The organism is Yaniella soli, assembly GCF_054782375.1.
This window is the reverse complement of the sequence record NZ_BAAGSP010000009.1, coordinates 61,812-74,874: the sequence shown is the minus strand read 5'-3', so window position 1 is coordinate 74,874 and position 13,063 is coordinate 61,812. Positions and strand designations below refer to the sequence as shown.

10 protein-coding genes are annotated in these 13,063 nt (G+C 55.4%); 4 read left to right on the top strand and 6 right to left on the bottom strand.

The window, feature by feature from the left end; genetic code table 11:
* Positions 1–95: 95 nt before the first annotated feature.
* Positions 96–1,523 (bottom strand): type I glutamate--ammonia ligase, encoded by a 1,428-nt coding sequence (gene glnA, locus ACYVJT_RS06695; protein WP_343957225.1) that lies wholly within the window; start codon positions 1,521–1,523, stop codon positions 96–98.
* 158 nt (positions 1,524–1,681) lie between these two features.
* Between glnA and ACYVJT_RS06690 the strand changes: the two genes are divergently transcribed.
* A complete protein-coding gene (locus tag ACYVJT_RS06690; protein WP_343957223.1) occupies positions 1,682–2,092 on the top strand; it encodes an RDD family protein in 411 nt (136 codons plus the stop codon).
* A 46-nt stretch (positions 2,093–2,138) separates the two neighbouring features.
* Here the strand turns inward: ACYVJT_RS06690 and ACYVJT_RS06685 are convergent, their stop codons facing one another.
* On the bottom strand, positions 2,139–2,942 hold the full coding sequence (locus tag ACYVJT_RS06685; RefSeq protein WP_343957221.1) for a DUF4191 domain-containing protein: 804 nt from the start codon (positions 2,940–2,942) through the stop codon (positions 2,139–2,141).
* Between the two features lie 95 nt (positions 2,943–3,037).
* On the opposite strand from ACYVJT_RS06685, the gene ACYVJT_RS06680 reads away from it, so the two are divergent.
* Positions 3,038–4,549, top strand: coding sequence for a serine/threonine protein kinase (locus ACYVJT_RS06680; RefSeq protein ID WP_343957218.1), 1,512 nt, complete (start codon positions 3,038–3,040; stop codon positions 4,547–4,549).
* 62 nt (positions 4,550–4,611) lie between these two features.
* On the opposite strand, the gene ACYVJT_RS06675 is transcribed toward ACYVJT_RS06680, so the two are convergent.
* The 4 genes from ACYVJT_RS06675 to ACYVJT_RS06660 all read right to left on the bottom strand — a co-directional run bounded on the left by ACYVJT_RS06675 (position 4,612) and on the right by ACYVJT_RS06660 (position 10,079).
* Entirely contained in the window at positions 4,612–4,971 is a 360-nt protein-coding gene (locus tag ACYVJT_RS06675; protein WP_343957215.1) for a hypothetical protein, read from the bottom strand.
* A gap of 19 nt (positions 4,972–4,990) precedes the next feature.
* Positions 4,991–6,787, bottom strand: a complete 1,797-nt coding sequence (sucB, locus tag ACYVJT_RS06670) for a 2-oxoglutarate dehydrogenase, E2 component, dihydrolipoamide succinyltransferase (protein WP_343957213.1) — start codon at positions 6,785–6,787, stop codon at positions 4,991–4,993.
* 82 nt (positions 6,788–6,869) lie between these two features.
* Positions 6,870–8,243, bottom strand: a complete 1,374-nt coding sequence (lpdA, locus tag ACYVJT_RS06665; protein ID WP_343957211.1) for a dihydrolipoyl dehydrogenase — start codon at positions 8,241–8,243, stop codon at positions 6,870–6,872.
* 279 nt (positions 8,244–8,522) lie between these two features.
* Positions 8,523–10,079, bottom strand: coding sequence for a leucyl aminopeptidase (locus tag ACYVJT_RS06660; protein ID WP_343957209.1), 1,557 nt, complete (start codon positions 10,077–10,079; stop codon positions 8,523–8,525).
* Positions 10,080–10,237: 158 nt separating this feature from the next.
* Between ACYVJT_RS06660 and ACYVJT_RS06655 the strand changes: the two genes are divergently transcribed.
* A complete protein-coding gene (locus ACYVJT_RS06655) occupies positions 10,238–11,407 on the top strand; it encodes a PAC2 family protein (RefSeq protein WP_343957206.1) in 1,170 nt (389 codons plus the stop codon).
* Positions 11,408–11,502: 95 nt separating this feature from the next.
* A complete protein-coding gene (locus ACYVJT_RS06650) occupies positions 11,503–12,846 on the top strand; it encodes a DUF4192 family protein (RefSeq protein ID WP_343957204.1) in 1,344 nt (447 codons plus the stop codon).
* Positions 12,847–13,063: the final 217 nt, after the last annotated feature.

Here is a 13,063-nt window from a genome sequence, read left to right as displayed (position 1 = left end):
AAAGCGTGAGCAAACGTCGTCTTTGTTAAAGCCATGAACCCCGCCCGACGGTGCTCGGAACGGGGCTCACGGCGTATGGAATTTTGGACTAGCGCTCAGACCGAGTAGTACAACTCGAATTCCTTGGGTGAAACCATGGCCTGCATCGGCGCAATTTCAGTTTCGCGTTTCAGTTGGATCCAAGTCTCTACCAGATCCTGGGTGAAAACGTCACCGGCCAACAAGAATTCGTGGTCTTCTTCTAATGCGTCGATGGCCTCTTCCAGGGTCCGCGGGGCTTGCTGAATGTCTTTGGCTTCTTCTGGCGGCAATTCGTACAGGTCCTTGTCGATCGGCTCGGCAGGCTCGATGCGATTGCGGATGCCATCTAGGCCAGCCATAAGCTGTGCCGCAAAGCCCAGGTACGGGTTACCCGAGGGGTCTGGCGCACGGAACTCTAAGCGCTTGGCCTTGGGGTTTGCTCCCGTGACGGGAATTCGAACCGCTGCTGAACGGTTGCCCTGTGAATAGAGCATGTTGACCGGTGCTTCGAAGCCCTTGACGAGTCGTTTATACGAGTTCACTGTCGGGTTCGTGAATGCCAAAACCGCCGAGGCGTGTTTCAACAGCCCACCGATGTACCAGCGTGCTATATCGGAAAGGTTCGCATAACCACGTTCATCGTAGAACAGCGGTTCACCATCCATCCACAACGACTGGTGACAGTGCATTCCAGAACCGCCATCTCCGAAGACTGGCTTCGGCATAAAGGTTGCCGACTTGCCTGCTTGCTGGGCCGCGCCCTTAACGATGTATTTGAATAATTGCACATCGTCGGCGGCGCGCATGAGCGTGTCAAACCTGTAGTTTATTTCGCCCTGGCCTCCGGCTCCAACCTCGTGGTGGGAACGCTCAACTTCAAGACCAACTTGCCCTAGGAGCAATGAGATGTCATCGCGTAGATCGGCGTGTTTGTCGACCGGAGCTACTGGGAAATAGCCATTCATGGTCCGGTTGCGGTGGCCAAGGTTGCCGCCTTCGATTTCAGTTCCGTCATTCCAAAATGCTTCATCGGAATCGACCGATACGAATGAGCGGTTGGGCAGATGCGTTTCAAAACGTACATCATCAAAAATATAGAACTCTGCTTCGGCCGCGAAGATGGCGGTGTCGGCAATGCCGGTTGAGGCCACGTAATCTTCTGCACGCTGGGCTACCGAGCGAGGGTCACGCACATATGCTTCGCCGGTGCGCGGTGACAGGATAGAAAAAGACATGCACAGGGTTTTGTGTTTCCGGAAAGGGTCCACAAAAGCAGTGCCCACATCCGGAATCAACTGCAGATCCGAGTCAGCGATACCCGCAAATCCCGGGATCGAAGAACCATCGAACAGCTGGCCTGTGGTGAAGAAGTCATCATCTACTGATTCAGCAGGAACGTTGAAGTGGTGTTGGCCACCGAGCAAATCGGTGAACCGAATGTCAACGAAGACCACCTCCTCGTCCTTAATATAAGATAAAACTTCTTCGGGCGAGGTGAACATCGTCACTCCATTCATTGCGTACAAGATGGTACAAGCTTAACCATTTTGTGGAACACAATGAAGTATTGAACCGCCTCACAGCGAGATTGCGGCGCAGTACACAGTCTACGATGCGACCAAGATCCCGCCGCGATCAGAGACCAACTAGGCTAGTACCGATGAGCAATGCACAGAATTCTTCTCAAGAGCCACGCTGGGCCGGCGAGTTTCTAGGGCTACCTGAAACCGGGGCAGCGTCGATGGCTTCCTACCCACGCCGTATCGGAGCACTATTTATTGATTGGTTTGTCGCCAGCGGTATAGGCATGATCCTTGAACCTGGGAACCAGTGGGTGGTGCTGGCCGTATTCGTCGTCCTACACTTTGCACTCTTGTGGCTCTTCGGGACGACTTTGGGGAAGCGAGTCTTTCGTATCCAGGTGGTGCAGCTCGGTGGGGCACCAATCAAGCTGTACCAGGCAGCAATACGTGCTGGCCTGCTTGGTGTAGTCATCCCGGTCATCGTGATAGACCGCGATAGTCGAGGACTGCACGACAAACTGGCCGGCACCGTAGAGATTCACATGTAATCTCCACGATACCGGCCAGTCGAATAGGTGTCGGGGGGCGTAACGGTTAGCGGCCGCGCATAGCCTTGCGATCCGGGCGCATCTTGTTGGGGTCGACGCCTTTTGGAATACCCAGGTTGTTGACCGGCATTGAGGAAATACGTTGCTCTACGGCACGTACCTCGTGACGGTTCAGCGTCTTCTTCATCCGTTTGATCGTGGATTTTACTTCGTGCAGCTCAATTTCGCTGGGCCCTTTGCCAACCTGCAGGACACGGATCTCGACGTTTGGTAAGAAGCGTTGCAGATGCTTGCGCTGTTTTTCAGCCAACTTCTTGGCCCGGTTGTATTCACCGTCAGCGACCAACACCACACCGGCCTTACCGGTTGCACGGAATACGGTTTCTTGAGTCCGAGGGTTCACAGCGATCGGGTCATCGTCAACAACCCAACCACGGCCCAGCTGGGAAAGAGCAGCACCAGCTGCACCGGGACGACCATCGATCTGCGAGAAGGCTGCCTTTTCTGCCTTTTTGTTCATGATGATGATTGCCGCCAGCAGACCAAGTGGTATAAACATCAGGGTCCACAGCACGGGGGAACCGGTCAGCAAACCGATGACGAGACCGATGACAAGCGCGGCTACGAACGCACCGATCATCCACCACAGCACTGATGGATCGGCCTTTCGCGTCATCTTAAAGACGTCGGCGATTTGCTTAAAGAAGCCACGCTTACCAGCCTTCTTGGCTTTTTTGCGTTCTTTCGCCTCGATCTTTTCGTTCTTGCGTCGAGCCTTCTGCTCAGCCTTGACGGTTTTGAGGTCTTTTTTAGGCGCTTCTGCTGCGCCGGAAGAATTCTTTTCAGCCATGATAAACCTATTCTAGCCCTAACCCCTGTGGATAACTTAATCTGACCTGTGCGCTTTTGGGCATGATAGAGCATACCTGTCCAAGGAGATAAACCGTGAATTTTCCCTCAGACACTCATCCAGGTTCGCTCAGTGCCCGAGTCGCGACACGTTTTGCGCCACCCCAGTTGGAACCACTCGTCGATTGGCAGGTCATTCGGCACCTGGGTAGCGGTTCAACAGCACACGTGTGGCTGTTGCAACACCGTACGACGATGCAACATATTGCGTGCAAGACCCCAAAAGACGTCGATGACGTCCCAAATCTTTCGCACGAAGCAGAGTTGGCAAACTCTTTAGCTCACGAGAATCTTATTCAGCACGTGAATATTGAGGCGATCGACGAGTTGGAGACTGTCGATGCGGCAGCGGGCACATTCTGGGAATATCTACCGGCAGGGTCGTTAGCGGAGGTGGTTGCGGCCAATGGCCAGCTGCCATTGGCACAAGTCGTCACGGTCGTTCTGCCGATGGTTCAGGTGGCACAGTATCTGCACTCCCGCCAGATCGTGCACGGGGATATCTCACCGCGTAACATCCTCTTTGACCTTTCGGGGCGCCCGGTGCTCATTGATCTTGGCTCGACCCGTGCCTCAGCGCATGCGTTTCACCTTGCAGGAGCTCCCGGTTTCAGTGCTCCTGAGTTGGAAGGCGCACCTGAAGATGTCGAGGGTTTGGGAGCAGCTGCGGATGTGTATTCACTGGCAGCCATTGCCTGGTTTTGCTTGACCGGGCTGGTGCCCGGCCCCGCATATGCGCGGGTGCCGCTGATGACGTTGCAACCTGCACTGGATGAAGACATTGTTGAGATGTTGGAAGCTTGTCTCGTGGAGGAGCCGGCATTGCGTCCGACCATGGAGCAACTGTTGGCATCGGTGACACATTGGGCAGACCCAGAACCCATTGATTTGTTTGCTGTGGTGGACGAGGAGTACGAATTATTGTTGCCAACGCGCAAACCAGAATCGCACTCGACGACGCCGAGACGGAAATTCAAGAGGCTTCGAACGCGGAACACGAAGCATAGCGCCCGAGCACAGCATGGCCCCGGTAAAAAGCGGCGTACCCGGATATTACTGGCAGTCGGGTCGCTGGTGCTTACGGCAGGGGTGGTGGCAACTTCAGTTTTTGGGACGCAGGGAAGCCCCAATTCACGTTTCGACCCACGTGACGAGCTCAGTCCCCAACCAGCGGCAACCGACTTTCAGGCGGTCGTCGATTCGCTGGCAAAAGCTCGGACAGAGGCTTGGGCTGCACCCGACCCGTCCTTGGTGGCACGCTACGCAGTGCGAGATTCGAGCGTGTTCGAAAATGACTATGGAATTCTAGAATCCTTGGCGGCCGAGGACCATCGCCTTGACGGGATCAGAATGCGAGCCGTCGTGGAGTCGGCAGAAACCACCGCGGAGGGGGCATTAGTCGATGTTCAATGGCGCGTCGACGGGTATTCGCAGATGGATGCGGTGGATACCACAGTTGAGGAGTTCGCATCGCAAAGCGTGCCGTTGCAACTGCGGTTGGTCACCAGTGAGGGGGAGTGGAAGATCGCTGAGACCGCGTCTCGATAGGATTGCTTATGGGAACACAAAAGCCGCAGAGCGAACTCTGCGGCTTTTGCTTTACGATGCGTCTAGAAACGCCAGAGCGTTGCGATCAACGCGGTAACCAATGCGGTTCCGCCGGTGGCGTGGGCCAGGCCGGTGGAGACTTCTTCGCCTCGGTTGATCTTGCGACGGCCCAAGAGCGCCGTGATGAAGACCATGATGCCAAGGACCAGCTTGATCGTGAGCTTGATGCGTTCGGCAGCTTCGACACCGCCTCCCATCTCGCTGAGCCCGAATAGCACGAGCCCCGAGATGATCATGAAGGTGGCGCCGTACCACTGCGAGGTGGTCACCGTCGGGTTTTTGAAGTTGGCGAACCAACCACCGACGATTGCTGCCATCGACAGGATGTGAATGGCGATAAAGATCGTTTGAACGATATCCATAGAGTTTGTGTGGTTCCTTTCAGAGGCCCAGCTGGCCGCCGAAGTCACCGGCTTCGAGACGGTTCTTCAGCGTGGTCATAAACCGGCCAGCATCTGCCCCGTCGACGATGCGGTGATCGTAGGTGAGCGAGAGGTACATCATGTGGCGGATAGCAATCGAGTCGTTGCCGTCGGCGTCAGGAATGACCATTGGACGTTTGACGATGTTGCCAGGACCAAGGATGGCAACCTGCGGCTGGTTGATGACCGGGGTATCGAACAGCGCGCCGAAAGAACCGAGGTTCGTGATGGAGAAGGTACCACCAGATAGTTCATCTGGTTTGACCTTGTTATCACGAGTCCGCAGTGCAATGTCGGAGATCGAGGTCGCGATACCGGCAAGATTCAGGTTGCCAGCACCCTTGATTACGGGGACCAAAAGCCCCCGTTCGGTGTCGACTGCAATGCCGATATCTTCGCTGTTGTGGTAGGTGATTTCCTTCGTCTCAGCATCGTACTGCGAGTTCAGCGCAGGATGTGCACGAAGTGCCTCAGTGGTCGCCTGCGTAATAAAGGCCAAGAAGGTAAGGTTCGCACCGTTCTCGGACTTAAAGCGAGCCTTAACCTGGTTGCGAAGATTGACGATACGAGTCATATCAATTTCGTGAACCTGCGTGAGCTGCGCCGAAGTCTCCAACGACTCGGTCATACGGTCGGCGATGACCTGACGAATACGTGACGCCTTTTCTGTGGTGCCACGCTTGGACGGATCAATCGAGGACCCAGGATCCTGTGGTGTCGGACGGGATGCAGCCTGCTGCTGTGCAGGAGCTTCGCTAGCTGCTGATGCAGTCTGCTCATCGCGTGATTCGTATTCTTTGAGTGCTGCAGCCGCGAGCACATCTTGTTTCCGAATACGTCCGCCTACACCGGTACCGGTCACCTCGGAGAGGTCGACGTCTTGCTCACGGGCGAGACGACGAACCAGAGGCGTCACGTAGCCATCGCCACGTGGTGTATCTTCTGGTGAAGTCGGGGTTTCATCCTTCTCAGCTGCGGGCGCCGGGGCTGGTGCGGGCGTAGGTTCAGGGCTCGACTCTTCCTCTGCAGCGGGTTCAGGGGCCGGTTCTGGCTCTGGTGTTGGCTCAGGCTTTTCGGCGGCTGGTTCTGGCGACGATGCCGGAGCTTCTTCAGCGCCTGCAGCATCGGAAGAACCGACGAGTGCTAGGACTTGGCCTACCTCGATGTCTTCGTCTTCGCCGACCTGAACTTCCACGAGGGTACCGGCAACAGGCGATGGGACTTCGGTGTCGACTTTGTCGGTGGAGATTTCCACGATGGGTTCGTCGACCTCGATGGTGTCGCCAACTTCTTTGAGCCAACGGGTCACGGTACCTTCGGTGACCGATTCGCCCAGTTCTGGCAGTGTGACTTCTTGTGTCTCACCGGATGAGGCAGTTTGAGCTGGCTCTTCTGTTTGGGCCGGCGCTTCTTCTTGAGATTCCTGAGCCGATTCTTCTTTGGATTCCTCGGCTGGTTCTTCAGCAGGAGCCTCTTGGGCTGCTGAATCATCAGCTGGGGCATCCGATGCGGAGTCATCTTCGTCGCCAATGACCGCTAGGCCTTGACCAACTTCGATGTCTTCATCTTCCTGCACCAGGATTTCTAGTACGGTCCCAGCGACAGGGGATGGGACTTCGGTGTCGACTTTGTCGGTGGAGATTTCCACGATGGGTTCGTCGACCTCGATGGTGTCGCCAACATCTTTTAGCCAACGGGTAACGGTACCTTCGGTGACCGATTCGCCCAGTTCTGGCAGAGTAATGGTTTCAGACATTCCGTCCGGTTTCCTCTCTATTCCTCTTCAATGCTCACACGTTCGGTGCTCTATGCGCAGGTGGCATAACCACCATGGTGTACTAGGCGTGCAACGGGAACCCGTTGAGCATCATTGCTGCTTCACCCATCGATTCGTTCTGCGTTGGGTGCGCATGGATGAAGTGGGCAACATCTTCTGGGTATGCTTCCCAGTTGACGATCAGCTGTGCTTCACCAATTTGTTCTGAAATGCGGTCGCCGATGGCGTGTACGCCAACGATCGGGCCGTGTTTTTGACGAACCATCTTCACGATACCGCTTGTACCGAGGATGGACGATTTTCCGTTGCCGGCCAGGTTGTATTCCACGGTTTCGACGTTGTCGGCGCCAAACTCTTCTTTGGCAACCGGCTCGGTCATCCCGACGGAACTGATCTCTGGAGTAGTAAACGTCACCCCTGGAATGTTGCGGTCTTCGACCTTCAACGGGTTGTTCCCCATGATCTCTTCGATCACGAAGTGGCCGTGCTGGTAGCCACGGTGTGCCAACTGCTTGCCTTTGACGATGTCACCGATGGCATAAATGTTGCCCACGCCGGTGTGCAAGCGATCGTTGACAGCTACGTGAGCGTTATCCATGGGGATCTTCACGTCTTCATAGCCCATGTTCTCGGTATTCGGTTTGCGACCGGTCGCGATGAGACAGATATCGGCTTCAAACTCTTTGCCGTCGGTCAAGGTGACTTTCACGCCATCAGAAGTTTCTTCAACTTTGTCGAAGAACACACCGAGATTTGTTGTGATGCCGGCTTTCTTGAAACTGCGGGTCAGCTGTTTAATGATCGCTGGATCCTCGTTGGGCACGAGTGAATCGAGGCCTTCAATAACGGTAACGTCGATGCCGTAGGAGTTCCATGCTGATGCGAACTCCGAGCCGATGACGCCACCGCCCAAAACGATTGCCGATTTCGGCGTGTAGTTGAGCTGTAGGGCTTCGGTCGAGGTAATGATCTTGTCGGAGATCGTCAGGCCCATCGTGTTGGAAACAGAGCCGGAGGCGAGGATGATGTGCTTGCCTGAGTAGACGGTGCCGTCGACATCAATTTGGTTCTCTGAGATCAATCGACCGTTCCCGGCAATGGTGGTCACCTTACGCATTTTCAGTAGGCCCTGAAGACCCTTGAATTTGCCTTGAACAATGTTGTCTTTATAGTCGCGAACTGCGGCCATATCGATCGAGTCGAAAGTGGCTTTGACGCCAAATGTCTCTGATGCACGGGCGGAGTCAGCGACTTCTGCCGCGTGTAGGTAGGCCTTGGTTGGGATGCAACCGTAGTGCAGGCAGACACCACCAACTTTATCTCGTTCAATAAGACCAACGGAGAGTCCGTGGTGTATGGCGCGTAACGCCGCGGCGTAACCGGCGGAGCCACCGCCGAGAATTAGTACGTCGAATTCTGTAGCGGTTTCAGTCACGATCGATGCTCCTCATCTATGCGGAGGTTCGCCCCGCAGTCTTCCTCGTACATGGTTTCCAGCCACGCGTCCTTTCACTAGGTGCTTCCTGGAGTTACCAGGGCACTAGCTGGACACTTCTTCTTAACTGTATAGGTTCGTACAGTCGCAGTTCCATAACCTCCACCACGTTAACGGTGTATCACCGGATGTATGCGGCGAAGTGTCTGTCAATGTGGTGTACATCGCTTAGTGTGGGTCGTCTTGCACCAACGACCCACCCCAAGCCCTGTGCAAACGCTAGCTTTGGGCCCGGGTCGCGACGAACTCGATAAGGGTGCGCACCATGACGCCTGTTGCATCCTTTGGTGTATATCCACGTGGTGACGACTCGTTGAATGCCGGTCCGGCAATATCTAAGTGGGCCCAGGGGGTCTCACCTACAAAGTCACGGAGGAAAGCAGCGGCGCCTTGCATGCCGCCGAAGCGCTCCCCGGTGTTTTTCAGGTCGGCCACGTTGGAGTCGAAACCAGCGCGAGCTTCTTCAGGAATAGGCAGCTGAACGACGAGTTCGCCCGTGGTTGATGCAGCGGTGGCGAGTTCTGCTCGGATGTCATCTTGGCCCATGAGTCCGGTGGTACGAGTGCCGAGTGCAACCATGGCCGCACCGGTCAGGGTGGCAATGTCGACCACAACGTCAGGACCTTCTTCAGTGGCAGCGACCAAAGCATCTGCCATCACGAGGCGACCTTCGGCATCCGTGTTCATGACCTCCACCGTTTTGCCACCACGCATGGTGATGATATCGGATGGCTTGATGCCGGTGCCCGAGGGCATATTCTCTGCCATGGCCAACCAACCGGTGACTTTTACGTTGAGGCCCAGTTCTGCGACAGCCTGCACCACGGCACCAACGGTGGCGGCACCGGTCATATCCATCTTCATGGTTTCCATAGAGCCTGCCGGTTTGAGCGAAATACCGCCCGAGTCGAACGTGATGCCTTTCCCGACGAAGGCCACATGACTCTGCGCGTTGGCTGGGGCATATTCGAGTTTGACCAGACGAGGTGGGTTGGCCGAGCCCTGTCCAACACCCAACAGCCCGCCAAAGCCACCTTCCGCAAGGGCTTCTTCATCATAAATCGTGGCACTGACGTTCGAATCTTGTACGAGCGCTTCAATTTCTTCGGCAAAGGTGCCCGGGAACAAATGCGATGGGGCGGTGTTTACCAGGTCACGAGTGATAAACGTTGCTCTGGCGACCACACCGGCACGTGCGACCAGCTCATCGGCATCGGCGATCGTAGTCACAAACTTCAACGAGGTAGGTTCTGCAGTGTCATCCTCATCCGTGTCGGAAGATGCATATCCAGCAAAAACGTAGGTACCAACTGTTGCGCCCTCCGCCACGGCGGTCAAATGGGCCGCACTGTCAGCTGGTAGTGCGATCGTCACATCAGACGTGCCAGCCAATTTTGCGGTTGCGGCACCTGCTGCACGGCGCAGCGCTTCTGCCGAAATGGTGTCAGCTGGGGAGTTGTCCAGGGGTGGGGTGCCCTGTGCTGGGGCATCCGTCGAGCCAAGGCCGGTGAGTACTACGATCTTTGCATCAAGCTCGGTCGTGGCACCTGCCACACGAGTGACTTCATCGGGTTTGCCCTTAACTCCGAGTGCATCGAGCTGGTCTTGTAGACCATTGATTGCAGCTTCCGGAAGAGCGGGAGCTACAATCACAGGGCCGTCGTTCGTTGATTGCACGCCGAGCACGAGCGCATCAGTGTGTTCTACAGTGCTGGTGGTCGACAGTTGTGCGGTGAATTCCGCGACGAAATCAGTTGAAGCGGCATTGTGAGCCACAAAATCACATCCTTGGGTGTGTAGCGGAATAGTATTGCTTGGTGTCTCCATCATAACGATGCCGCGACACATTCATGGCGGAATAAGTGGACTGACCGTTGTGTTCCGTTAACCAGCGCTTTGTGCAGCATTGTGTCACCCGAAAGTGAGGAGTCTGCATGCTAGATCCGATCGACCTGATTCACATGTCTTCGTCTGCAAGAGAGTTGATATCTGGAACAAGCCAGTCGAAACACACCGAGAATCACGACACCCCCGCAATACACGGGCTTGATCTGCTGGTCGTGTTTTCTGGGTACTTAGACGCTGGCAGCGTTTCGACACAGTTGGAGAATGTGCTGCTCGAACGGTTGGATTATCAACGCATCGCGACCTTCGATACGGACCAGTTACTGGACTACCGGGCGCGTCGTCCACATTTACGTTTTGACGGGCGGCAGTTTCGTGACTACGACGCACCACAGCTGGAGCTGCACCTGCTGAAAGATCAAATGCAGCAGCCATTTTTGATGCTGAGCGGGCCTGAGCCCGATTATCAATGGGATCGGTTTGTAGCAGCCGCGATGCTACTCATTGATCAGCTCGATGTCGGCGTGGTGACGTTCATCGACGCCATGCCACTACCGGTACCACACACCCGACCACTGGGTGTCACCACGCACGGAAACGCAGAAGAATTATTAGAAGGCTTAGCCACCTGGTCTCCCAAGGGCCGGATTGCAGCCGGTGCCGCACAACTTTTGGAACTACGAGCCGCTGAGGCTGGTCGCACCGTGAGCGGCTACACCTTGCACGTGCCACATTATTTGGCGGATGCAACCTATCCACAGGCCGCTGTCGCTGCCCTGGAATATATCGGTGCTGCGATGGGACTGATGCTGCCCAGTGAAGAGTTGCGTGAATCAGGTCGTGATGTCGAGCAGCAAATCACTGCCCAGGTGCAAAATCGGCCCGAAATCGCAACGATGCTGGGACGCTTGGAAGAACAATTTGATCAGTATGCTGAAGAACACCAAGCTCGTAGCCTGTTATTGAACGCCGACGAACAAATGCCAGACGCCGATGAGATTGGCTCGGCGGTCGAATCCTATCTGAGCGATCACGTACAACAGGATGAAGCTGGTCTAGACGATGACGATCGCGACGCTTTGGAATATACCGGGACGCTGAATAAGAACAAATTGGCACAGGATCCCATGCACCCCTCGCGCGCAGATGTGGAACCAGACGTTGTCTGGTTCGTTGTCGATGAATCGGACACAGAGCCAGGAGACGACGAGGCTGCTGAAACAGACGATCCCGATGAAGCTGATGAAGACTCTGACTAATACACACCCTGATGCGGAGTCGCACTAAACCATAGTTATCCACAATTACCCTTTCCGGCGCCACGGAAAGGGTAATTTTCGATCATGCTGAGATCATGACGCAAAATCATCAGCAGCCTGAATCCACCAGCCTTCCAAACGCGACACCGCAGCCGAACACCACCCCACTTTATGCAGTGCCCGTTACTTCCACAGACAGTCACGAGGAGCGGCACGCCACCTCTCGTCCGGCTGGCCGTGTCAAGGTATCGGAGCCCGCCGACGTGTTGGCGTATATTCAATGCACCTTGGGGTTTCGACCGACCAATTCGATCGTCATCGTGGCTTTTGCCGGCAACCGACTTTCTACGGTGGTTCGCTGCGATATACCGCACACGCTACAAAATCTTCTGCGCTCAGACACCCCCGAGAGCGTGACCTTCATGGATTTCGGCGTGACAGAAACCCAAGAACTCCAATTTATGGAGACAGGACGTCACATCGGACAGCTAATGGCTCAAGAACCTTCCACGACCTCCTGCCTGCTGCTCTACCTCTCGGATGACACCTCTGTGTCAGATCAGCAAGCATTAGCTGCCGTTGGAACCGCCAATGCCATGATCTCTGCCCAGTTCGGGGTGCAACGAATGCCCGTTGAAGAATCTTGGTTGATCCATCATGATCTCCTATGGCACCTGCGGTGTGCCGCGACCACGGAGTGTACTGTGCAGGGCGACACCATTGGCGATCCAGAACAGACCTCTATTTTTCCCAAGCTTGACCCAACTGGTGCGACGTCTGAAACATCTGGCGCAACGCCGCGCAAACTTCACTTTCCACCAGTAACAGCTGCTACCTCACATATAGAACCAGATACCGAAACGCTTTTGGAACATCGGCCCCACGCTGCACTTAAATGGTTGGAACTATGGGACGAGCATATCCGCGAGGGACCGATGATGTTGCACTCCGATGAGGTTTCAGAATTGTTGTCCTCGTTAGAACACCCAGCGATTCGTGAGGCAATATTGGCACTGGCCTGTTTTGATACCAACACAGCCCTTCGCGGTATGGTGACCCTCGGAAGGTTCCCTGCGGCGATGGGGGCGGCAGCGCAGGTCCCGCTTAGTGCTGCTGACGGTCTCACCATCGAGCACAGTGCGATGGGCAGATCGAAACGCGGCCCGGACTGGCATCGGATCGGCGAGCTCGAAAGGCTTTGCCACCAGCTGCTGCCATTATCGGATGATGCAACTGGTGGTGCAGTGGTCGGAATCTTAGCGTGGATTGAGTGGGTGCGTGGCCGAGGCAGCGTGGCCCTACGGTACGTGGGGCAAGCCCGTAAGCGTTTTCCCGCCGAACGGTTTCTCAGCACTCTCGAAGGACAGCTGAAGCAAGGTATCGTCGCAGGCTGGGCCACGCGAGTGGAAACCGCTTGGAATCCGCAACACGCAGCATGAGCTGAAAAGAGCTCAATAGCGCATTTACCACTGTCTTATGGCATAATGTTTTGGTCTAACGGCTGTGTGAAAGACTTGTCACAAAGTTTTTTATCACGATGGGAACAAAACCATCAACGAGCGCGTTATACCCACTAGAGACCCTGCATCCGTGGATCCTGCAACGGTCGGACACGCAATGTGTGTACCGACGGGAACAGCGATTATCCAAACACGG

Excerpts from the sequence above, each read along its gene's own strand:
- glnA (WP_343957225.1), bottom strand. The coding sequence starts at position 1,523 with ATGTTCACCTCGCCCGAAGAAGTTTTATCTTATATTAAGGACGAGGAG.
- ACYVJT_RS06690 (WP_343957223.1), top strand. The coding sequence starts at position 1,682 with ATGAGCAATGCACAGAATTCTTCTCAAGAGCCACGCTGGGCCGGCGAG.
- ACYVJT_RS06685 (WP_343957221.1), bottom strand. The coding sequence starts at position 2,942 with ATGGCTGAAAAGAATTCTTCCGGCGCAGCAGAAGCGCCTAAAAAAGAC.
- ACYVJT_RS06675 (WP_343957215.1), bottom strand. The coding sequence starts at position 4,971 with ATGGATATCGTTCAAACGATCTTTATCGCCATTCACATCCTGTCGATG.
- sucB (WP_343957213.1), bottom strand. The coding sequence starts at position 6,787 with ATGTCTGAAACCATTACTCTGCCAGAACTGGGCGAATCGGTCACCGAA.
- ACYVJT_RS06655 (WP_343957206.1), top strand. The coding sequence starts at position 10,238 with ATGCTAGATCCGATCGACCTGATTCACATGTCTTCGTCTGCAAGAGAG.
- ACYVJT_RS06650 (WP_343957204.1), top strand. The coding sequence starts at position 11,503 with ATGACGCAAAATCATCAGCAGCCTGAATCCACCAGCCTTCCAAACGCG.